Genomic DNA, 21,163 nt, shown 5'->3' with positions numbered 1-21,163 from the left:
GACTCTTCCATGCTTCGCTTCGAACATCTCACCAAACGCTTCGGCAGCCGCACGCTCTTCGAAAATCTGCACTTCCGCGCAGGCGCCGGATGCATCGCGTTGAGCGATGAAAACGGCAGCGGTAAGTCGACATTGCTCGGCATTCTCGCGGGAACGATCGATGCCGACGCGGGCGGCGTCTGGCTCGACGGCCACGCGTTGCGCGACGCGCCGCTCGCCGCAAAATCCGCGCTGGCCTATGTGCCCGACGATTGCCTCGCGTACCCGGTTCAGACCGGCCGCGCCTTCCTCGACATGGTGGCGTCCGAAAAGAAGGTGAGCGTCGACGACACCGTGCTGGATCTGGCCAACCGCTTCGGGCTCGCGCCGCATATGGAGAAGCGTTTCGAGCAGATGTCGCTGGGCACACGTCGCAAGTTCTTTCTCAGCGCGACGCTGCTGGGCGCCCCGCGCGTGATCGTCGCCGACGAACCGGGCAACGGTCTCGACGCCGCCGCGCGTGCCGTGTTGATCGACCTGCTCACCATGCTCGGCAAAGATCGCTGCGTGTTTTTCTCCAGTCACGATCCCGAGCTCACCGAAGCCTGCAACGCGAGAACCGTCAGCTTCGCCGACTTCTCCTCACCCGAAGCCGCAAACCTTCGCTGAGCACCCCGGGCACAGAGACGCCCGCGCGGCGGGTGACTGTGCCATCATCGCGCCATCGATCCGTTCTCGGGAGATGGTCATGGGTGACAAGTGGTTTTCGAAGTTTTCGAGCTACCTTTCCTCGGTGACCGGCCGGCCGGCATCGTTCGTGCTGGCGGTCGGGCTCGTCATCGTATGGGCCGCCACCGGCCCGCTCTTCGATTACAGCGATACGTGGCAACTCGTGATCAACACGTCGACCACGATCGTCACGTTCCTGATGGTCTTCCTGATTCAAAACACGCAGAACCGCGATACCGCCGCGATGCAGATCAAGCTCGACGAGTTGATCCGCGCCATGGAAGGTGCCCACAACGCGCTGCTCGATCTGGAAGAACTCGACGAAAAGGAACTGGTGCGCTTTCGCAATCGCTACGAAGCACTCGCGGAAGCCGCACGAAAGGCCCTTCGCGATGGCCGCGTCGATACCGGTTCGCCGTTTGTCGGCGACGACGATACCGATGGCGGCGACAACAGTACCGGTGACGGCAAAACCGGTAGCCCGAAAGGGCGTGAGTGATCTAAGTGATGTCGACACTTCACGACACGTAGAAACATTCCGCGATCGCGCGCCCGTAGACTCCGGCCATCATCCTCACAGGAAAGCCGGCTATGCGCGCCCATCGCGAGTTGCCTCTCGCCGACAGTGTCGGCATCGAACACGCCACATCCCCTCACACCGGCGGTGACGCCGACATAACAGTCGACATCGCAGCCGACATGGGAGCCGACATCGCGCGCCGCCGTGTGCTCGCGGCGACCTGCATCAGCTATGTCGTGGTTTTGCTCGACACCTCCATCGTCAACGTTGCGCTCGAGCGACTGAGCGTCGCGTTCGACGTGCAGATGGCGGGACTCCAGTGGGTGGTCAACGCCTACACGCTGATGTTCGCCAGCCTGCTGCTCACCGGGGGCACGCTGGGCGACCGATGGGGTGCGCGACGCGTCTATCTCGCGGGGCTCGGACTCTTCATGCTCGCGTCGCTGGCCTGTGCGCTGGCGGACTCACCGGACATACTGATCGCCGCACGCGCGTTACAAGGCATCGGTGCGGCACTGCTGGTGCCGTGTTCGCTCAAGCTCATTCGCGACGCCACCCCGGACCCGCAAGCGCGTGCGCGCGCCATCGGGCGCTGGGTCGGTCTCGGTGGCATCGCGATGGCCGCCGGTCCGCTCGTGGGCGGCGTGTTGATCCATTGGTTCGACTGGCGCAGCGTGTTCTTCGTGAACGTGCCGATCTGCCTTGCCGGCATGGCGATGGCATGGCGCATCACAGAAGACCGGGGGAGTGCCATCTCCGGTCCGGGCAAGCCCGTCGATCTGCTGGGACTCGTCTGCGGCGTCGTGGCACTCGGCACGCTCGTGGGTGTGCTGATCGAAGGACACACCCTCGGCTGGACCTCGCCCGTCATTGTCGGCGGCATCATCGCGACCTGCCTCGCTTGGGCCATTCTGCTGCGCATCGAAACGGTGCACGCGCACCCGATGTTGCCCTTGGGGCTATTCCGCCACGGCGTCTTCTCGGGTTCGACGTGTGCATCGATGGCCTCCGCCTTCGTCTTCTATGGCTTGTTGTTTGTCGTCAGCCTGCACTTTCAGCAGGCGCGCGGCTATTCGCCACTGCAAACCGGCGTGGCATTGCTGCCGATGACGGTCATGGTGGCGGCGGGCAGTCTGTTGGCCGGGCGAATCGCGACGAGGTTCGGCCCGGTCTGGCCGATGATCGTGGCCTTTGGCGGATATGCGGCCGGGGCGCTGGGTTTGTGGTTCGTGACAGGTGACATGGCCTACGGCTTCGCAATCTTGCCAATGCTGGCCATCGGTCTGGCGTCGGGCGTTGTTTCGCCTATCGCAACCGCGCCAGCGCTGGAAACGGTCCCCGCAGCACGCGCAGGCGTCGCCGCAGCGGTACTCAACACCGCACGTCAGGCGGGTGCCGCGCTCGGCGTTGCCACCTTCGGCTCGCTGCTGGCGACCTTGCACCCGTTTGAGGCGGGCCTGCGCTCAGCGCTCGCGCTGGCGGCCGTGGTCAGTCTCGGGATGGTGCCGCTGTGGTGGCGCGTCGTTCGGCGGGCAGGGCGGCGGATGGCGTAGGTGTGCACCGTCGCGGTGCCGAAGGGGGCCGAAGGGGGCCGCTGCCGTAAGCATCGGAAAGTTACGCCGGCCCGATTGAGCCCGGCCTGACGCGCATTGATCTGCGCTCATTAAAGTTGTCACCGGATTGCGCCGTAAGCCGAGAGAGTAGACCAGTAGTGTTTGAGTGCGTCAGCGGGGGCCATCGCCCATCGCGACGGTTCCCCTCTCTCAACGGCTCGTGCGCGGGCCAATCGAAGACCGCTTATGAAAGTCACTTCGTTGCGAACCCGGATTCTGCTGATCACCTGCCTGACGGTGGTCGGCGCCCTGATTCTGTCTGGCATCACGACCTATGTGATCGTGCGTGACAGCATGATGACGAGCATCGCTCACACCCTCGCGGCCGTGGCTAACGGCAACGCGAGCACCATCGAGCGCTGGTCCACCGATAAGGCGACCGCCGTGAACGCCACCGCGCAAGTCGTGGAAAAGGGCGACCCCGGCGGCCTCGTCAAGCTGCTTGGCAAGACCAACGATTTCCCGATCACCAGCGTTGGCTGGTCGGACAAGACGTTCTTCTCCACCGCCGTCACGCAGCCCGATTACGATCCGACGGCACGCCCTTGGTACAAGAGCGCCGTGGCCGCCGGCAAGCTGGTGGTCACCAAGCCGTACGGCGATTCGTCGACGGGCATCCCGTATGTCGCCTTCACCACGCCGATTTTGCGCGACGGGCAGATTACCGGTGTCGTGAGCGGTGCGGTGGCACTCACGGGCGTGCAGGACATCATCAAAGCGGTGCATCCCACGCCGGCCAGTCTGGCGCTGGTAGTGGCGAGCGACGGTCAGGTGATCGCGCACCCCGACAGCAAGTTCTCGCTCAAGCCGTCGACCGACGTGGCCGCCACGCTCACCGCCGACTCGCTCGCCGGTATGGCCGGCGACGATGCCAAGCCAGTGGAAATGACGCTCGCCGGCGCGCCCAAGCTGCTCAAGGCTAAGCGCATCCCGGGCACCGACTGGTATCTGGTCGTCGCGCTCGACCGCGCCGAAGCGACCGCCGGTCTGACCCACGTGCTGGGTGCCACCGTCATTACGCTGGTCGTGCTCACGCTGATCGCGCTGGTCATCGCGTCGCTTTTCACGTCGCGTGCCTTCAAGCGCCTGTCGGTCGTGCGCGATGCGATGGACACGATCGGTTCGGGCGATGGCGACATGACGCAACGCCTGAATGTGGACGGTCATGACGAAGTCGCGCAAATCTCGAAGTCGTTCAACGCGTTCGTCGACAAGATCAGTGCCGTGATGCTCGACGTGCGCTCCGGTGTCGCGTCGATGACGTCGGCCACGAGCGAGATCGAGATGGGCAACCGCGATCTGTCGCAACGCACCGAGCAATCGGCGGGGTCGTTGCAGGAGACGTCGTCGGCACTGACCGAACTCACTTCCAGCGTGAAGCAGACGGCCGACACCGCCGAGCACGCCACGCGTCTCGCCAACGACGCCAGTGCCGCGGCGGCACGCGGCGGTCAGGTGGTGACCGATGCGGTGACGACGATGGGCGCCATCACGCAATCGTCGCAACGCATCACGGAAATCATCGGCGTGATCGACGGCATTGCGTTCCAGACCAACATTCTGGCGTTGAACGCCGCCGTGGAAGCGGCGCGTGCGGGCGAGCAGGGCCGGGGCTTTGCCGTGGTGGCCGGAGAAGTGCGCACGCTGGCTCAACGCAGCGCCGCCGCCGCGCAGGAAATCAAGGCGCTGATCGAAACCTCGGTGCAGAACGTGAAGAGCGGCACCGAGCGTGTGCAGGCGGCCGGCAACACGATGAGCGAGATCGTGAACGGCATCACCCGCGTGCAGCGACTGGTGAGCGAGATTCACGGCGCGATGACCGAGCAAAGCACAGGCATCAGCCAGATCGACCGCTCGGTCTCGGAAATGGATCAGGCCACGCAGCAGAACGCCGCGCTGGTGGAAGAATCGGCGGCGGCCTCGGCGATGCTCAGCGAGCAGGCGCGCATGCTTGCCGAGACGGTCGCGCTCTTCCGCTTGCGCGAAGAGCCGCGCGTGGCGCAGGCACCGGCGCTGTCGCGCGTCGGTAGCGCTGCACCGCAACGACTGGCTGCCTGAATCGCCGCAACCGCGCGGGGCCGTGGGGGCCGGGGGCCGGCCTCTATCGTTCCCTGAACGATTCCGACGTCACTTCTTCGATGGGCGAGAGCAGGTAGTCGATCACGCGACGCTCGTCCGTCTTGATCTCCGCTGTCACGGCCATGCCCGTCTGAATGCGCAGCGCGTGCCCGCTGTGGCTCACAGGGGCGCGTGGCAGCCGGATGCGCGCCAAGTACACCGGCCCGAGCTTTTCGTCATTCACGGCGTCTTGAGAGACGCTCTCCACCGTGCCCGTCAACGTGCCGTACTTGGTGTACGAATACGCCTCGATCTTCAACGTGACGGTCTGCTCGGGTTTGACGAAGCCAGCATCTTGATTGAGCACCTTGACCTCGACCGCCATCGGCACGTCGTGCGGCACCACGATCATCAGCGTCTGCGCCGGCTGAACCACGCCCCCGACGGTGTGAATGGCGCGTTGCTGCACAGTGCCGTCCACGGGGGCCCGCAAAAACCGGTACTGCTCTCGCTGCCGATACCGATCGATACTCAACTGCGCCTCGCGAATCTGATCGTTGGCTTTGGTGAGTTCGGTCAGCGCCTCGCGACGAAACTCGGCGCGCGCCTGATTCAGATCCTCCGCCAGACGAGACAGCGTGGCACGATGCTGCCGGCTGCGTTGACGCTCGGCATTGAGCGTCTGGTCGTTCTCGGCGAGTTCCTGCTCCGCTTCGAGCCATTTCAAACGCGCCACGCCGTCGTGTTCGAGCAACGTCTTGAGCGCATGCTCTTTGCTCGCCAATACTTCTCGCCGCACTTTCAGCCGCTCGATTTCGCTGGCGCTGGCAGCGAGCATCGCGTCATCTTCAGCACGCTGCGCGGCCACCGATGCGACCTTGGCGCGGTAGACCGCCTGACGTGACGCCAGCAGGCTGCGGGCACGTTCCCCCTGCGCGGTGTTGCTCCTCTGCGCCTCCCATGCCGACGGGCTGACCTGCCCCTCCAATGTCGCGAGAAACGCCTGCAATTCGCCGGCATCGAGTTGCGCCGTGGTCAGTTGCCGCTCAAGTTGCAGCAGGTCGACGTGTTCCTCCGCGCTGTCGAGCACGACCAGCAGGTCGCCCTTTTTCACCTGTTGCGCGTCGTCGACCAGAATCTTGCGCACGATGCCAATCTCGAACGGCTGGATCGACTGGGTCCCCCCGAGCGGCACCACCTTGCCTTGCGCGACGGCGTTCATATCGACGCGCCCCACGATCGACCAGACCAGCGCGACGCAGAACAGCACCATGATCAGTAGCGCTACCGTGCGGCCCGCCGGAGAGGCGGGGGTTTCGAGAATTTCCAGTTCGGCAGGCAAGAATTCACGCTCGTGTGCCGGGATTTTCTGCCAGCGTGCGGTCAACGCTTTCCACCATAACGTCATACGTTGCAGCGACGTCATGCCGCGATCTCCCCGGCTTGAATGCTGCACAGGCGCGCATAGCGGCCGCCTCGCGCGACCAATTCGTCATGCGTGCCGTCTTCGACCACCGTGCCCGCTTCGATCGTGATGATGCGATCGGCCCTGCGAACCGTCGACAAGCGGTGGGCAATGATCAACACCGTACGGCCCGCACAGATCGCCCGCATGTTCTGCTGAATGATGCTCTCCGACTCGTAGTCGAGTGCGCTGGTGGCTTCGTCGAGAATCAGGATGCGCGGATTGGTCACCAGTGCGCGCGCGATGGCGATGCGTTGGCGTTGACCGCCCGACAGATTCACACCACGTTCTTCGATCGATGTGTCATAGCCGTGCGACATCCCGAGAATGAATTCATGGGCGCCGGCAAGCTTCGCTGCGTCGATCACGCGCTCCATCGGCATGGCAGGATCGGCCATGGCGATGTTCTCGCGCACGGAGCGGTTGAACAGCAAGTTCTCCTGAAGCACCACACCGATCTGCGTGCGTAACCAGTGTGTGTCAACCATCGCGAGATCGACGCCGTCGATCACCACGCGCCCCGCCGAGGGCACATAAAGACGCTGCACGAGTTTGGTCAGTGTGCTTTTTCCTGACCCCGACGGGCCGACGATGCCCACGGTCTGTCCGGCCTGAATGGCCAGCGTGACGCCGTGCAGCACTTCGGGCTTGTCGGGCCGATAGCGAAACGTCACGCCCTCGAACGTCACGTCGCCCTGAATCGACGCCATCATCGCCCGCCCCGGGTTGTACCCCGGCTCGGTCGGGCTGTTCAAAATATCGCCCAGACGATCGACTGAAATGCGTGCCTGCTGAAAATCGTTCCAGAGTTGCGAGAGACGCAGCACAGGCGCCGTGACGTGATTCGCGAACATGTTGAACGCCACCAGTTGGCCTACGGTCAACTCGCCGCCGATCACCTTCATAGCGCCGAGATACAGCAACGTCGCGCTGCACAGCTTCGAGACTAGTTGCACCAGTTGACCGGCGATATTGCCGAGATTGGCGGTGCGAAAACTCGCCCGCACGTAGGCCGCAAGCAAGGTCTCCCAACGGCTTTGCGCCTGCGGCTGGACCGACATCGATTTGAGCGTTTCAATGCCGCTCACCGACTCCACCAGAAACGACTGCGACTCGGCACCGCGCCGGAATTTCTCTTCGACACGTGCGCGCAATACGGGGGTGACGAGCACGGCGATCAACACGTAGCAAGGCAGTGAGACCACGACGATCATCGTGAGCCACGGACTGTAGATCCACATGATGACCAGAAACACCACGGTGAACAGCAGGTCCATCACTAAAGTGAGCGCAGAACTCGTGATGAATTCGCGAATGCTGTCGAGCTCACGTATGCGGGCGACCGTCTCGCCGGTACGGCGCGACTGAAAGTACGCGATCGGCAGCGCCAGCAGGTGCCTGAACAACTTAGCGCCCAGCTCTACGTCGATTCGATTGGCGGTGTGCGAGAAAATATACGTACGCAAGCCCCCCATCACCACCTCGAACACCGAGACGGTCACCAACCCGATCACCAGCACCTTGAGCGTGCTCATGCTCTGATGCACGAGCACCTTGTCCATCACCACCTGAAAGAACAACGGCGAGATCAGCGCGAACAGTTGCAGAAACAGCGAGATCAGCAGCACTTCACCGATCAGCCGCCGGTATTTCATGAACGCGGGCAAGAACCACGCGATGTCGAACTTGCCGCCCGCACCCAGCATGGCGGCGCGTTGTGTGGCCAGTACCAGCTCACCGGTGGCCCGCGCTTCGAATTCGGCGAGCGGCAGCGCGAGCACCTGCCCGCTGCAACTGTCCTGCACCACCGCCAAGCCCTCCGCGATTTTGCCCAGCAGCATGAACGTGCCGTCTCGCATGACGGCAATCGCAGGCAGCGGTGTCTTCTCGAGACGTGCGGGCAGGACACTCACCTGCCGCGATTTCAATCCGAGGCGGCGGAGCAGACGCACCAGTTGCGCGGCATTGACCTCGTCGCCCGCGAGTTCACGGTGAAGCTGTGCGGCATTGGCCGGCAGGCGGAAAAAACTCAGCAGAATGACGACACTCTCGACGGCACTGTCGCGGGCGGTTGCGTCAGCGTCGACGGTCTGCGGTTCGGAATGCGTTGGCATGCGAGATCACCCTCCCTGTGTCATCAGCGTGGCGTTGAGATCACCGAGCACGCTGTCGTCGAGGTGACCGGTCGCGTAAGCGAGCAGCAGGCGCGACATGTAGTACCCGTGAAATGCCTCGGCAAGCCCCGTGCGCGCTTCGAAATGCTCTTTCTCGGCACGCAGGAGATCGAGATTGGTGCGCAGGCCCACATCGCGCCCGAGTCGCGTGGTGCCCACCTTGTTCTGTGTCGACCACCGTTGCGCCAAGCGCGCCCGCACCTGCTGCACACCGCTGTTCACACCGAGAAAGGCCTTGATCACGCTCTCGCGCACCTTGATGCGCGTGTCGTCGAGCCTCGCCTGCGCACCGTCGGCTTGGTAGCGCGCTTCGCGCACTTGCGATGCGTGCATGCCACCGGAAAATAGCGGAATGGTCACGCTCACCCCGATGACGTTGTCGCGTCGCGTGCGGGCCGTCTCGGCATAGATCGGGGTGCTGTCGGTGGTGCGGTGGCGCGCAAAAAGCTCAACCACCGGCAGGAAGCGGCCGGCGGCCTCCTCAATATGGGTCAGGGCGATATCGAGCTCCACCGACTTCTGCCGCAGGTCGTTGCTGTCGGTATCGGCGGTTTTCACATAGGCGTCCAGCGACGCCAGCGCCCCCGCCTGTGCAAAGCGCTCGCCAAAGCGGGCCGTGATGCCGTCCGGGTTCAGGCCGGTCAGACGTGCAAATACGCGCTTTGAGAGTTCCCATTCGTTTTCCGCCACGAGAACGTTGGCCTGCGCTTCGTCGAAGGCGGCCTGCGCCTCGTCCTGATCGAGCTTTGCCGAGAGCCCGAGGCCAACCTCTTCGGTCACATTGGCAAGCTGCACTTGCAGCGCGTCGCGACTAGCTTTCGCGGCAGCATCTTTGTCGCGCGCCACGAGAATGTCGAAGAACGCCCGGGCACTCTCGAGCATCAGTTGCTGCTCGCTGCTAGCGAACGTGCTCACGCCAAGGGCGGTGAGTTCGCGGCCCTTCTGGAAACCGGCGAAGCGGGCCATATCGAAGAGCGGCTGGCGAAGTTCGATGTCGAGCGTCTGGTTGCGAATCTCCCTGCCGTGCAGGGCGCTGTCACGGTCTCTGTCGAATCGGCCTTCGAGTTCGACACGCGGCAGGATCTGCGCCAGTCCCTGATCGAATTGTTCGCCGCTGGCGGCAAAATCGGCGCGTGCGGCGGCAAACCCGGCGTTGTGGTCGCGCGAGGCGCGCACGGCGTCGAGCAAATCGAACGCGTTCGCCACAGACGGGGCAAGGGTGAGGGCGAGCACGGCGGCGAGCGGTAGCGAGAAGGCGCGTTTCATGACGCGAACATAGGGGAGGTCGCCAGTGCCGCCATCGCGGCGACCTTCCGATGTGACATATCCCTCAAGGGAACATGGGAAAACCCCCTGCGAATCCCAGAACGGACGTCTCGCACGAGAATTTCCTCACACACGGCAAGCAACCCGCTGCCTGCATGCGCGTCAGGCATTCACAAAAATAAATTTTCCCGTTACAATCGCGCTCCCCTGCCCAGGTGGCGAAATTGGTAGACGCACTATCTTGAGGGGGTAGCGCCGAAAGGCATGCGGGTTCGAGTCCCGCCCTGGGCACCAGTAGTTCCGACACCTCCCCCTCCCTCCAGCAGTCCGATCAGCCGGCGTGCTGTCTCAGAAAGTTCTCCACGAGTAACGCGAAGTACGGCGGGCATTCCTGCATCGGGTAGTGGCCGCAATTCGGTATCGATGCCAGTTGCGCATTCGGATGCCACGCGAGGAACGTCGCTTGCATCGCCTCGGCCCCCAGCCCCGGATCCTTCTCGCCCACGATCACCAGAAACGGTGTCTCAAGCCCCTTCACGTCGTCGACGAAGTTCACGGTCGTCATCATGTCGAGATACCGGGGGCGACACGCCGAAGCCACGCCTTCGCGGTTCTGGCGTAACTTCCGGTCCGCCCAGACATCCGACAATCCCCCCGTCACGAACTTAACCAGTCGGCGGAAGGCATCGTCGCTCTCGCACGTCGCCGCGAAGAATGCCGCGGCTTCCGGGGGCAACCGGTTTCCCGCTGCGGAGATCGGACACACGGCGACTGCGCTCTTGATGCGCTCGGGCGCGTTCGCGGCGATGCGTTGCGTCGCCATGCCGGTCATCGAATGCCCCAGCACGTGAAACCGGGCCCAGCCGAAGGCATCCGCCACGCCGAGGCAATCTCGGGCGATCTCGTCGATGGAATAGTCACCCGTCAGGTGCTTTGACCGGCCGTACCCGCGCAGATCCACGAACGCGTAGGTGAAGGCGTTGCCGTCGAGATACGGCAGCACGGCGTCGTAGTTGGTGTGGTCGCCCAGCCAGTCGTGCAATACCAACACAGGCTCCGGGCCGGTGCCGAATTGCGTGAAGCCCAGTTGGGGCGCTGTCGAGGCCACCGGTGCCGCCGGTGCCGCCAATGCGGAGGAGGAGAGATTCATTTCGAGGTTTCCTTTTGGATGACATATCTTCCGGCGCCGCTAAAGCGGGGATTCGCCAACGACGAACGCCGGAAACCAAAAAGAAACGCCCCCCCGGCGGACCGGGAGGGCGTTCGAAATTGGACTCAATCGTATCGAGCCGTCAGCGCAAAGTCAATTCAACTGACGGATGAGTCCGGCACAACGTGCATCAGTCGAATTTGCGACCGCGCGTTTCCGGCATCTTCAGGTAGACGATCAGCGAGATGGCCGCACAAATCGTCACGTACCAGTAGAAATACGATTCGTGACCGCTTGCCTTGAAACGCAGCGCGACAAACTCCGTCGTGCCGCCAAGAATTGCCGTCGTGAGCGCATACGGGAAACCCACAGCCAACGCGCGAATGCGCGGCGGGAACAGCTCGGTCTTCGCCAGCATGTGCACCGACGTGAATCCCGAGAGCATCACCAGCCCGGCAAACGACAGGGCAAACGCGACCAACGGGTCTTTGGTGTGACTCAGCGCCGTGAAGAGCGGCACGGAGAAGAGTGTGGTGCTCACGCCGAAGATGATCAGCACCGGACGGCGGCCGACGATGTCAGAGAGCAGCCCGAACAGCGGTTGCAACGGCATGTAGAGCAGCAGCGCAATGGTCGAGACAAACGTCGACGACTCTTTCGACAAGCCGACCGAGTTCACCAGAAACTTCTGCATGTACACCGTGAACGTGTAGAACGCCACGGTGCCGCCGATCGTGATGCCGATGGCCAGCAGAATCTGCCGCCAGTGTTGCAGCACCTCGCGGGTGACCGAGGCCTCGCGGTGCTTCGCGCTATGCACGAACGCCTCGCTCTCCGTCACGTTGCGGCGCATGTACAGCGCGAACATCGCCAGCACGCCGCCGATCACGAACGGAATGCGCCAGCCCCAATGTTCGATCTGCTCTGCCGTGAACAACACGCGCTGCATCAGCAGCATCAGCCCGAGCGCGACGAGTTGCCCCGCCACCACGCTCACTTGCAGGAAGCCGAGATAGAAGCCCTTGCGATGCTCGGGCGCGACTTCGCTCAGATAGGTGGCGCTCGTACCGTACTCGCCGCCCATCGACAGCCCTTGCAGCAATCGGGCGGCGATCAGCACGATTGGCGCGAAGATGCCGATGGTCGCGTAGCCCGGCGTGAGTGCAATCATCAATGAGCCGACGCTCATCGCGAGCACCGAACCGGTGAGCGCCGATTTGCGGCCGCGCCGGTCGGCATACAGCCCGATCAGCCAGCTGCCCAGCGGACGTGCCACGTAGCCCACTGCCGCGATGGCGGCGGTGTTCATCAGTTGGACGGTCGGGTTGTCGCCCGGGAAAAACGCTTTCGCAAAGTAGATCGAGAAAATGCTGTACGCCAGAAAGTCGTACCACTCGATGAGGTTGCCCGCGAGGCCGCCGACGATGGAACCGATCTTGACCGGAGCACGTGCCGGGGTGGCGGTGGCGGGGGTTGGTGCGGTGGAAGGACGAGCGGCGAATGAATCCGAGGGGGGCGTCAAAATCTGTCTCCGTGACTTAATTACTTAGTTACTTTTTTTGTATGGCTGGAAAAACCAGCGACGCTACAGGGGGAAGGGGGCAGGGGGCAGCGTCGCCGTGATGCGGTACGACGTCAGTTGCTGGTGCCGTATTGCTTGTCGAGCGCGTCGTAGAACGGTTTATTCACCAGTCGCTGACGTTCGGCAAACGGCACGACCAGCGCCGGGTCTTCGTCCAGACGTCCACTGTCGCGCAAGGTGCCGAGCGCCTTCTGCATACCGAGGACCGCGCTTTGCAGCGCGGCATTGGCGTAAAGGACGATGCCGTAGCCCAGTTCGGCCAGACGCGGCTGCGATTGGGTCGGCGTCTTGCCGCCGATCACGATGTTGATCAGTTGCGGACGATCGAACAGCGCCGGCAGGCGCTCGATGTCGGCCAGCGTCTCGGTGGCTTCGATGAAGAGAATGTCGGCACCCGCTTCGATGAAACGGCGGCCGCGCTCGATGGCGGCTTCAATGCCCTCGACCGCAGCAGCGTCGGTACGCGCAATGATTTGCAGATTGCCGTCTTCGCGCGCGTCGACCGCCGCACGGATCTTGCCGACCATCTCGTCGGCACCGATCACAGCCTTGCCGTTGAAGTGGCCGCACTTCTTGGGCAGCACCTGATCTTCGAACTGAATGGCATCGGCACCGCTGCGCTCAAGCACGCGCACCGTGTGCCGCACGTTGAGCGCATTGCCGAAGCCGGTATCGGCGTCGACGATGATCGGCAGCGACACGGCGTCGCGCACGCGGGCGGTGTGCTCGGCCATTTCGGCCAGCCCCACGAAAGCGAGGTCGGGCAGACCGAGCGACATGTTGGTCACACCGGCACCGGTGAGATAGAGGGCCTCGAAACCAGCGTCTTCGATCACACGCGCCGACAGCGCGTTGAAGGCGCCCGGCACGAGCAGCCCTTGGCGGGCTTCGACCTTGCGGCGGAATTCGGCACGACGTTGGGCGGTGGCGGTGGTCATGGCAGTGTCTCCGGCGTTATTGAATGGATGGATTGGAAAGATATTGCGCAAGCCGCGTGCCAGCCCCTGCCAGACTTGAGAATGCGTCGCCAACGCCAGCCAAATCAGTCACTTACGGTGCGCGGTACGTTTTCTGCGGATGTGGCAGAATGCCCGGACAAGATTTGAAACGTTTCATGGAACACCCGAAACACTCGATGAAACGTTTCACAAGCCGTACGGAGACAATGTCATGCCCCCCCGCTTTACCGGCCCTGCGCCGTCGCGCCACACGGCGCTTCCCCCGTCATCTCATCCCCACGCCGATCCCCGCGCCCGCCGTCCCGGCATCGCATTGGTGAGCATCAGCCGCTTGCAGACCCTGTGCGAAACCGTCGCGCCGCGTTACACCGACCGCGCCCGCTTCTACTCAGTGCGCGAGGGTTACGGGGCCGCCGTCACGGCATTGCAGTCGTATGTGGAATCGGGTGCGGTGGACGTGGTGCTGGCCGCCGGCTCGAACGGCGCCTATCTGCGCGAGAACCTGTCGGTGCCGGTGGTGACGGTGAAGGTCAACGGCTTCGACGTGCTCAGCGCGATCACACGCGCCACCACGACGTGGCCCGATCAGCCGGTGGGTCTCGTGCTGCACGAAGCCGTTTCGCGGGAGCTGGACGATCTGGGCGAGTTGCTGAAGATTCAGTTGCACCAGCGCGCGTATCGGTCCATTGACGAGGTCCATCACGTCGTCGACACGCTGGCGGCGGAGGGCTGCAAGGTCATCATCGGCCCGGGCATGGCCTGCGACTTCGCGCAGGAGGCCGGGCTCGAGCACGTGTTTCTCTATTCGCTCGGCGCCGTGGAAGAGGCCTTCGAGCGTTCGGTCGAACTCGCTCGCGTGAGCCGCGAGAAAGAGGCGAAGCGCATGCGGCTGAACACGATCGTCGCGCACATGCGTGACGGCGTGGCCGCGTTCGACGACAACGGGCAACTGGAAGCGGTCAACCCGGCGATGTTCGCGCTGCTCGGCATCGAGGCGGAACGCGTCGCAACGCAAGGCGCACAACAGTTCGAACTCGCGCGCAAGCTCGGGCCGATGCTGCGCGAGCTGTCCGCGAATGGCGTCGCCATCGAAGAGCGTCTGGAGCACATCGACGGTCGCGCGTTCATCGTGAGTTGCGTGCCGATTTCGGAACACGGGCTGCGCTCCGGTGCCGTGGTCACGGTGCAGGACGCGCAGATGGCGCAGCGCATCGACCGCTCGCTACGCACGACGCAACGGCCACGTCATCTGGTCGCGAAACACGAACTCGATGAGCTGGTCGGCGACTCGCCGTTGATCGCCAAGGTCCGGCGTCTCGCACGTGCAGGCGCGGCCCACGACGCGACGGTGTTGCTGACCGGCGAGAGTGGTACGGGCAAGGAATTGGTCGCGCAAGGTATTCACAATGCGAGCGCACGGCGCGGCAACCCGTTCGTGGCGTTCAACTGTGCGGCGCTGCCGGAAGGATTGATCGAAAGCGAATTGTTCGGCCACGACGAAGGGGCCTTTACGGGCGCGCGGCGTGGCGGCAAGGCGGGGCTGTTCGAGATCGCCCATACCGGCACGATCTTTCTGGACGAAATCGGCGAGATGCCAGCCGCGTTGCAGAGCCGCCTGTTGCGCGTGTTGCAGGAGCGCGAAGTCATGCGACTGGGTTCGGGCCGGCCGGTCCCCATCGACGTGCGTGTGATCGCCGCCACGCACCGCAATCTGCACGAGCTTGTCGCACAGGGGCGTTTTCGCGCGGATCTCTATTTCCGGTTGAACTTGTTGCAGATCGAATTGCCCGCCTTACGAGAGCGCCGAGCGGACATTGCGCTGCTCGCCGAAACGTTGCTCACGCGAAGCGCGGCGCAATACGGATTGAACGACCGCGCCACCGGGCAAATTCTCGCGGTGCTGGCGCCGCTTTTTGCTAGCTACGACTGGCCGGGGAATGTGCGGGAGCTAGAGAATTTGCTCGCACGTGCAGCGATCTATCTCGATCACGATCTCTCGGCACACGCAGCATCACTGCAAGAAGTGTTCCCCGAGTTGCTGCGATTTAACACCTCTGGTGCACTGCGCACTCCGTCGCCTGAGCATGCGGAAGTCATGTCTCCGCGTGAAGCTGTCACCTACGAAGCGGCGCAAGCGGCCTTGCAGGCGGCCGGTGGCAATCGTGCGGCGGCGGCCCGTGCACTCGGCATCAGCCGCACGACGTTCTGGCGGCTTATGAAGTCGCCGGACTAAGCGCGACGAATTCGCCGATGAGGTGCCCGACGCGCTGTCCGTCGTATTCCAGCGTCGATACCACTGAGACACGTGCCTTGCCCATGCGCGAGAACACACGCAGGAACTTGGACCATTGATCAGGGTGTTCCAGCGCGGATGTCGCCGTGAATTCTCCCGAGATCGGCAGCTCGTATTCCATCGTGTTGCGCTGGATGACCAGACGGCAGTCAATGCCCTCGCCACGCAGCCGCGTGTGCAACAACGACCACGCGGCGAGAATCGCCACGGCCGAGGCGCTGCCGCCGAACACGGTTTCGCGATGGTTGATGTTCGGGGCGAGCGGGGCACGCAATACGACGGCGTCCGGTGTCACACTGTCGGCCGACACCTGCATCGCCTTCGACAGCGGAATGTGATCGTAGAGGTATTGCTGAAGATCGGTCGGGGACATCGTGTCGTCTTTCCTGTGGGGGAAACCATTGCGGGTTGTCGCTTGCGTTGGCAGACTACCCGTCATTGCGCAAACGCGAAACGCTCAAAGTCGGCAGGGGCGCAAGAACGATCAAATGCGCATCATGCGAAGTCTCTATAGTCCGCTCAAACGTTCTCGGAAGCGCTATGACCCCGGTAGGAAAAGCACTCTGGTATATCGAGATTCAGATAGGCAGCGAACTCACGCTCGATCATATCGCGCACGCCAGCGAGATGTCGCGCTTCGCCATTTCGCGCCTGTTTGCGATCACGACGGGCTGGTCTGTCATGCGGTACGTGCGCGCCCGTCGGCTGACGCGTGCGGCACAAACGCTGGCGAACGATGCCCCCGATATTCTCAGCGTTGCGCTCGACGCCGGCTATAGCTCCCACGAAGCGTTCACGCGCGCCTTCGCCGACTTCTTCGGGCTGACACCCGAGCAGTTGCGTGCCCGGCGCCATCTCGACGGCCTTGGACTCGTGGAGCCACTCCGCATGAAAGACATCAAATTTATCGACCTCGCCCCGCCGCGCATTGAGACGGGCAGACCACTGACGGTTGCCGGCTTGAGCAGCCGCTTCACCTTCGCGACCAACGAAGGCATTCCGGCGCTTTGGGAAGCCTTCAATCCGTACTTCCGCAATTTTCCCGATCAGGTAAGCGACGTGACGTATGGCGTGTGCTGCAATCCCGACGGGGAAGGCGGTTTCGAGTACATCGCGGGCGTGGAAGTCAGCCGCCGTGACCGATTGCCGGAAGGATTCCGATGTGTCGATATCGCACCGTTGCAATACGCGGTGTTCGAGCACAAGGGACATATCTCGCTGCTGCATCAAACCGTCTACACCATCTGGCACCAATGGCTGCCGTCGTCCGGACTGGACGCCGTCGATGCGCCCGATTTCGAGCGCTATAGCGAGGACTTCAACCCCGTAGCGGGGACGGGTTCGCTGGAGATCTGGCTGCCGGTGAAGACGCGATAAGTGAACGGGGGTGGCGCACGCACTTACGCGGACACCACCCTCTCAGGGCCCGACGTTTCTGCTTTCTCACCGAACCAGACGAGCGCTGGCAACCACACCATCCAGCCGACAGCAATGAGCGCCAACGCGGCAACCGGTACGATCAAATGCGCCGCCCCGAGCGCGGCCCCCGCGCGAAACGACAATGGCCCGGCGATGCTGCCCAGCAGCGCAGCAATCATCCATCGACCGCGCAGCCAGCGAAACATCGCATTGATCTGCAAAGCAAAGAGCAGCCACAAGCTCGCCATCCAGTAGGGGGCATAGGCAGTTGCCGCGTCCCCCGGGTATCGGAGCCATCCGGTGCGCACCACAACGCACTCCCACGTCCAGCCGCAGATTGTCACGACGCATAGGAACAAGAGTTCGCGACGTTTGGCGTGCGTGAGCGCCAAGTGAGCGCAAGCCAATACGGTAACAACGACCGCCCCGATCCAAGCCTTACCGTGCGCTGCGCCAAGCACGCACGCGAACCAGCCGATCTGTCCGGCGATGGCATAGACGCCGACTCGCGAGCGTCGTGCGATGGCGATCACAGCGACGCCTGCGCGCACGCGCTCGATAAGTAGGCCGCGAAGTGCGATCGCATATCAACGTCACACGCTCACAAGAAAATGCCGCACGTCGATGCGCTGTTCCATGAACGCCGCCTCGCAGTACTGCAAGTACAACCGCCACGTCCGGATGAAGGTGTCGTCGAAGCCTTGCTCGCGCACCGCGTCGAGATTCGCTTCGAAGGCAGCACGCCAGAGGTTCAACGTCCTTGCGTAATCGAGCCCGAACGACAGCGTGACCGCTGCCTTCATGTTGGCGTCATCCGCTGCTTTCGCGAAGCGCTCTGCGCTCGGCAGCATGCCACCCGGGAAGATGAATTCGCGGATGAAATCGCCCGACGCGCGGTAAGCCTCGAAGGCCGACTCATCGATGGTGATCGATTGCACCAAGGCTTGGCCACCCGGTTTAAGGCATCGTTTTAGCGTCGCAAAATAACCCGGCCAGAACGATTCGCCGACCGCCTCGAACATCTCGATCGACACGACCGCATCGAACTGGCCCTGAACGTCGCGGTAGTCCATCAGCACGATGTCGGCGAGCCCGCCGAGCCCCTCGTCCGCGATGCGTTGCTGTGCAATCTCGAACTGCGCCTGCGAAATCGTCAGGCTGTGCACGTGAATGCCCTGACGTGCCGCATGTACGGCAAAGCCCCCCCAGCCGCAGCCGATCTCTAGCACGCGCGCGCCCGGGCGCAGCTTCAATGTGTCGACGATGTGCTGATACTTCGCGCTTTGTGCCTCGGCCAGCGAACGGTGTTCATCGCCCTCGAACAGCGCGCTCGAATACGTCCATGTCTCGTCGAGCCAGAGCCCGTAGAAGCGGTTGCCGATATCGTAATGCGCGTGAATGTTGCGGCGGCTTCCCGAGCGCGTGTTCGCGCGCAAACGTTGCCGCAGTTGATACCAGAGCTGCGCCAGTCGTGAGCCCGTGAGCGTTTGCGAAACACACGACTGATTGCGAATCGCCAAGCGCAGCAACGCGATGATGTCGGGTGAATCGACCCACTTCGCCCGATAGGCTTCGGCAAAGCCGATATCGCCCGCATGCAATATCCGCCGGCAGGCGCGCCAGTCCAGAATCTGGAGCGTGGCCCCCGGCGACAGGTGCGGGTCGCCGAAGACGTGTTGTGTCCCGTCGGGCGCAATGAGCGTCAGATGCCCGACGCGGATGCGTTGGAGCAATCCCATGAACAGACGTGCCGACAGAGGAATCGCCGAATGCGGCGAGAGCATGCGAATCGGAATCATGGAATGACCTCTTGATCGGAAGGCGAGGCTTGTTGTTTGGCCGCATCGGCATGGGCAACACATGTCGTCGCTACCTGCGTCGGCGGAGTCTTGCCATAGAACGGCACGCGCTTGCGCAGCAGGCGCAACGCTTGCCAATGAATTCGCAGCACCACGTTGATCGCATTGAACGGCAGCGCCATCACCGCGCGTAACGCGCTTCGACCAGTGAACGGCTCGGCCTGCATGCTGAGTGCCGTGCGCAGCAACACCTCATCGCGATCGAAATAATCGATGGCGACCGACAGGTTTTGTTTGTAGCGCCGTGCGCGAAATTCGTAATGACCTTCGACATCGCAGAACGGCGACACGTGAAAGACCTTGCGGCATTGCAGCACCGTGCCGTTCAGAATCGCGAAGTGGCCGGGCGCGCTCAGCAAGTACCCGTGATGCTCGCCGAAGGTGTTGCGCACGTCGGCGTACAGCGCCCGCAAGTCGCCATGCCGGTCGTGGCAGTACCAGAAGCTCACCGGATTGAACGCGTAGCCAGCAAGGCGCGGAATCGTTTGCAGCCAGATGCGTCCGTCTGCGGGGATACCCGCTTCGGCAAGACGGGCGCGCATCCACGGCTCGAGCGCGCTGCCATCGCGCGGCCCATAGTCGCGCGACGATATCGACATCGGCCGCCAGCGCTCGACACCGAACCACCAGCGTTTCGATTCGTCCAGACGGCCAACATCGCAAACGATCTGGAATAGCGGATAGTGGAACGCGTGATGCGCCGGGCGCAGACGCTCGTGCATCACGTTGCCGCGCAAGAGATAAGCGGCGGGGCCGTCGCGCAGGTTGAGGGCTTTCATAGCTTGGCCCATTGCGGTGATACGCCGAAGTCTCTGGCGACGCGCAGCGCAGACTTCAGTCCGTCTTCATGAAAACCGTAACCTGTCCATGCACCGGCAAACCATGTGCGCCGCTGGCCTTGCAGTTCCGGCAATCGCGCCTGTGCATCGACGGCGGCAAGATCGAGCAACGGATGTTCGTAGGCGTAGCGGCCCAGTGTCGCTTCGGGTGCGGGATCGTCCACCGGATTGAGCGTGACGATCACCGGCGTGCTGAACGGCAATGCCTGAAGCTGGTTGAGCAGATAGCTCACGCACACGGGCGATTGCGCATCGCTGTCGGTGGCATTCGTCGCGTTGGTTTTGCTCAGGTAGTTCCATGCGGACCAGACGCGGCGACGACGCGGCAGTAAGCGGGCGTCGGTGTGCAACACCGCCGTGTTCGGTTGATAGCGAATGGCACCGAGTGTGCTTCGCTCTTGCGGATCGGCATCGGCCAGCAGACGCAGCGTATCGGGGGCGTGTCCCGCCATGACGACGGCGTCGAAATGTTGTGGCGCCTCGCCGTCGAACATGAGCGTCACACCGTCGGTGTCGCGGCGGATGCTCTTCACAGGCGTGTTCAGACGCACATCGTCGAGGGCGGCCACGATGCGCTCGACGTAGTCGCGTGAACCGCCGGTTACCGTCTTCCACTGCGGACGATGATTGACTTGCAGCAGTGCGTGATTCAGGCAGAAGCGAAGAAACGTGGCCGCAGGGAAATGCAGAATATCGGGCGCGCGACTCGACCAGATCGCGGCGGCCATCGGTAACAGATAGTGATGCTGGAACGGCTGACCGTAGCCATTCACGGCGAGCAATTCACCGACGGAATGGCGTTCGCGTTCGGCGTTGTGGAGATGACGTTCGGCTGATGCATTGAAACGCAGGATGTCGCGCAACATGCCCAGAAAGCTTGGCGAATACAGATTGCTGCGCTGCGCGAAGACCGTGTTGAGGTTGGTGCCCGCCCATTCTAGCGCGCCGCCGTTCACCGACACCGAGAACGACATGTCGCTGGCGATGGCGCTCACACCCAGCTCGTCGAAGAGCGCCAACAGGTTGGGATAGGTGCGGTCGTTGAACACGAGAAAGCCGGTGTCTACAGGCGCCGTCGTGCCATCGAGGGTGACGTCGACCGTATGCGAGTGGCCGCCCGCGTAGTTCGCCGCTTCGAACAGCGTGACGCGGTGTCGTCGCTTGAGCAGATAAGCGCTCGCGAGCCCCGCAATGCCTGCGCCCACGACGGCGATGCGGCGCCCCGGGGGAAGCCAAGCAGGTGTCGAATGCATGATGT

17 protein-coding genes and 1 tRNA gene are annotated in these 21,163 nt (G+C 63.1%); 7 read left to right on the top strand and 11 right to left on the bottom strand.

Features of this window, described 5'->3' with window-relative positions; translation table 11 throughout:
* The first annotated feature begins 9 nt into the window (after positions 1-9).
* The 4 genes from PIN31009_RS00635 (at position 10) to PIN31009_RS00620 (ending at position 4,899) form a co-directional block, all read left to right on the top strand.
* Positions 10-648, top strand: coding sequence for an ABC transporter ATP-binding protein (locus PIN31009_RS00635; RefSeq protein ID WP_150788976.1), 639 nt, complete (start codon positions 10-12; stop codon positions 646-648).
* Between the two features lie 79 nt (positions 649-727).
* Positions 728-1,207, top strand: a complete 480-nt coding sequence (locus PIN31009_RS00630) for a low affinity iron permease family protein (RefSeq protein WP_150788975.1) — start codon at positions 728-730, stop codon at positions 1,205-1,207.
* Between the two features lie 92 nt (positions 1,208-1,299).
* The gene (locus PIN31009_RS00625; RefSeq protein WP_246185462.1) at positions 1,300-2,781 is read left to right on the top strand and encodes an MFS transporter; all 1,482 of its coding nucleotides are present in this window, start codon (positions 1,300-1,302) and stop codon (positions 2,779-2,781) included.
* Between the two features lie 246 nt (positions 2,782-3,027).
* Positions 3,028-4,899, top strand: a complete 1,872-nt coding sequence (locus tag PIN31009_RS00620; RefSeq protein WP_150682627.1) for a methyl-accepting chemotaxis protein — start codon at positions 3,028-3,030, stop codon at positions 4,897-4,899.
* 43 nt (positions 4,900-4,942) lie between these two features.
* On the opposite strand, the gene PIN31009_RS00615 is transcribed toward PIN31009_RS00620, so the two are convergent.
* From PIN31009_RS00615 to PIN31009_RS00605, 3 genes are read right to left on the bottom strand one after another with little or no spacing between them, the layout of a single operon-like run.
* The gene (locus tag PIN31009_RS00615) at positions 4,943-6,325 is read right to left on the bottom strand and encodes an HlyD family type I secretion periplasmic adaptor subunit (RefSeq protein ID WP_150788974.1); all 1,383 of its coding nucleotides are present in this window, start codon (positions 6,323-6,325) and stop codon (positions 4,943-4,945) included.
* A complete protein-coding gene (locus PIN31009_RS00610; RefSeq protein ID WP_150788973.1) occupies positions 6,322-8,478 on the bottom strand; it encodes a type I secretion system permease/ATPase in 2,157 nt (718 codons plus the stop codon). The genes PIN31009_RS00615 and PIN31009_RS00610 overlap by 4 nt, the downstream gene beginning before the upstream one ends.
* A 6-nt stretch (positions 8,479-8,484) precedes the next feature.
* A complete protein-coding gene (locus PIN31009_RS00605; RefSeq protein ID WP_150788972.1) occupies positions 8,485-9,804 on the bottom strand; it encodes a TolC family outer membrane protein in 1,320 nt (439 codons plus the stop codon).
* 209 nt (positions 9,805-10,013) lie between these two features.
* Here PIN31009_RS00605 and PIN31009_RS00600 point away from each other — a divergent pair.
* Positions 10,014-10,098 (top strand) — tRNA-Leu (locus PIN31009_RS00600).
* A 37-nt stretch (positions 10,099-10,135) separates the two neighbouring features.
* Here PIN31009_RS00600 and PIN31009_RS00595 read toward each other — a convergent pair.
* The 3 genes from PIN31009_RS00595 to PIN31009_RS00585 form a co-directional block, all read right to left on the bottom strand.
* Positions 10,136-10,954, bottom strand: coding sequence for an alpha/beta fold hydrolase (locus tag PIN31009_RS00595; RefSeq protein WP_150788971.1), 819 nt, complete (start codon positions 10,952-10,954; stop codon positions 10,136-10,138).
* Positions 10,955-11,144: 190 nt separating this feature from the next.
* Positions 11,145-12,479, bottom strand: coding sequence for an MFS transporter (locus PIN31009_RS00590; protein WP_425495459.1), 1,335 nt, complete (start codon positions 12,477-12,479; stop codon positions 11,145-11,147).
* 110 nt (positions 12,480-12,589) lie between these two features.
* The gene (locus PIN31009_RS00585; RefSeq protein WP_150788969.1) at positions 12,590-13,474 is read right to left on the bottom strand and encodes an isocitrate lyase/PEP mutase family protein; all 885 of its coding nucleotides are present in this window, start codon (positions 13,472-13,474) and stop codon (positions 12,590-12,592) included.
* A 232-nt stretch (positions 13,475-13,706) separates the two neighbouring features.
* Here PIN31009_RS00585 and prpR point away from each other — a divergent pair, with 232 nt between their 5' ends.
* Positions 13,707-15,728, top strand: coding sequence for a propionate catabolism operon regulatory protein PrpR (gene prpR, locus PIN31009_RS00580; protein WP_150788968.1), 2,022 nt, complete (start codon positions 13,707-13,709; stop codon positions 15,726-15,728).
* Here prpR and PIN31009_RS00575 read toward each other — a convergent pair.
* Positions 15,709-16,161, bottom strand: coding sequence for a YiiD C-terminal domain-containing protein (locus PIN31009_RS00575; RefSeq protein ID WP_150788967.1), 453 nt, complete (start codon positions 16,159-16,161; stop codon positions 15,709-15,711). The genes prpR and PIN31009_RS00575 overlap by 20 nt on opposite strands.
* Before the next feature lie 167 nt (positions 16,162-16,328).
* On the opposite strand from PIN31009_RS00575, the gene PIN31009_RS00565 reads away from it, so the two are divergent.
* Entirely contained in the window at positions 16,329-17,165 is an 837-nt protein-coding gene (locus tag PIN31009_RS00565; protein ID WP_150682620.1) for an AraC family transcriptional regulator, read from the top strand.
* A gap of 23 nt (positions 17,166-17,188) precedes the next feature.
* On the opposite strand, the gene PIN31009_RS00560 is transcribed toward PIN31009_RS00565, so the two are convergent.
* Genes PIN31009_RS00560 through PIN31009_RS00545 form a run of 4 tightly spaced genes read right to left on the bottom strand, consistent with a single transcriptional unit; the run spans position 17,189 to position 21,158 of the window.
* Entirely contained in the window at positions 17,189-17,740 is a 552-nt protein-coding gene (locus PIN31009_RS00560; RefSeq protein ID WP_246185461.1) for a DUF2878 domain-containing protein, read from the bottom strand.
* A 60-nt stretch (positions 17,741-17,800) separates the two neighbouring features.
* Positions 17,801-19,006: an SAM-dependent methyltransferase gene (locus PIN31009_RS00555; protein WP_150788965.1), complete on the bottom strand. Its 1,206-nt coding sequence runs from the start codon at positions 19,004-19,006 to the stop codon at positions 17,801-17,803.
* The gene (locus PIN31009_RS00550; protein ID WP_150788964.1) at positions 19,003-19,845 is read right to left on the bottom strand and encodes a DUF1365 domain-containing protein; all 843 of its coding nucleotides are present in this window, start codon (positions 19,843-19,845) and stop codon (positions 19,003-19,005) included. Before PIN31009_RS00550 ends, PIN31009_RS00555 begins: the two co-directional genes overlap by 4 nt.
* Positions 19,842-21,158, bottom strand: a complete 1,317-nt coding sequence (locus PIN31009_RS00545; RefSeq protein WP_150788963.1) for an NAD(P)/FAD-dependent oxidoreductase — start codon at positions 21,156-21,158, stop codon at positions 19,842-19,844. Before PIN31009_RS00545 ends, PIN31009_RS00550 begins: the two co-directional genes overlap by 4 nt.
* Positions 21,159-21,163 lie beyond the last annotated feature (5 nt).

It is taken from the genome of Pandoraea iniqua (assembly GCF_902459685.1).
Classification (GTDB): domain Bacteria; phylum Pseudomonadota; class Gammaproteobacteria; order Burkholderiales; family Burkholderiaceae; genus Pandoraea; species Pandoraea iniqua.
This window is presented reverse-complemented; position numbering and strand designations above follow the sequence as displayed.

Coding starts and splice junctions, on each gene's coding strand:
- PIN31009_RS00635 (WP_150788976.1), top strand. CDS start 10: ATGCTTCGCTTCGAACATCTCACCAAACGCTTCGGCAGCCGCACGCTC.
- PIN31009_RS00630 (WP_150788975.1), top strand. CDS start 728: ATGGGTGACAAGTGGTTTTCGAAGTTTTCGAGCTACCTTTCCTCGGTG.
- PIN31009_RS00625 (WP_246185462.1), top strand. CDS start 1,300: ATGCGCGCCCATCGCGAGTTGCCTCTCGCCGACAGTGTCGGCATCGAA.
- PIN31009_RS00620 (WP_150682627.1), top strand. CDS start 3,028: ATGAAAGTCACTTCGTTGCGAACCCGGATTCTGCTGATCACCTGCCTG.
- PIN31009_RS00615 (WP_150788974.1), bottom strand. CDS start 6,325: ATGACGTCGCTGCAACGTATGACGTTATGGTGGAAAGCGTTGACCGCA.
- PIN31009_RS00610 (WP_150788973.1), bottom strand. CDS start 8,478: ATGCCAACGCATTCCGAACCGCAGACCGTCGACGCTGACGCAACCGCC.
- PIN31009_RS00605 (WP_150788972.1), bottom strand. CDS start 9,804: ATGAAACGCGCCTTCTCGCTACCGCTCGCCGCCGTGCTCGCCCTCACC.
- PIN31009_RS00595 (WP_150788971.1), bottom strand. CDS start 10,954: ATGAATCTCTCCTCCTCCGCATTGGCGGCACCGGCGGCACCGGTGGCC.
- PIN31009_RS00585 (WP_150788969.1), bottom strand. CDS start 13,474: ATGACCACCGCCACCGCCCAACGTCGTGCCGAATTCCGCCGCAAGGTC.
- prpR (WP_150788968.1), top strand. CDS start 13,707: ATGCCCCCCCGCTTTACCGGCCCTGCGCCGTCGCGCCACACGGCGCTT.
- PIN31009_RS00575 (WP_150788967.1), bottom strand. CDS start 16,161: ATGTCCCCGACCGATCTTCAGCAATACCTCTACGATCACATTCCGCTG.
- PIN31009_RS00565 (WP_150682620.1), top strand. CDS start 16,329: ATGACCCCGGTAGGAAAAGCACTCTGGTATATCGAGATTCAGATAGGC.
- PIN31009_RS00555 (WP_150788965.1), bottom strand. CDS start 19,006: ATGATTCCGATTCGCATGCTCTCGCCGCATTCGGCGATTCCTCTGTCG.
- PIN31009_RS00550 (WP_150788964.1), bottom strand. CDS start 19,845: ATGAAAGCCCTCAACCTGCGCGACGGCCCCGCCGCTTATCTCTTGCGC.
- PIN31009_RS00545 (WP_150788963.1), bottom strand. CDS start 21,158: ATGCATTCGACACCTGCTTGGCTTCCCCCGGGGCGCCGCATCGCCGTC.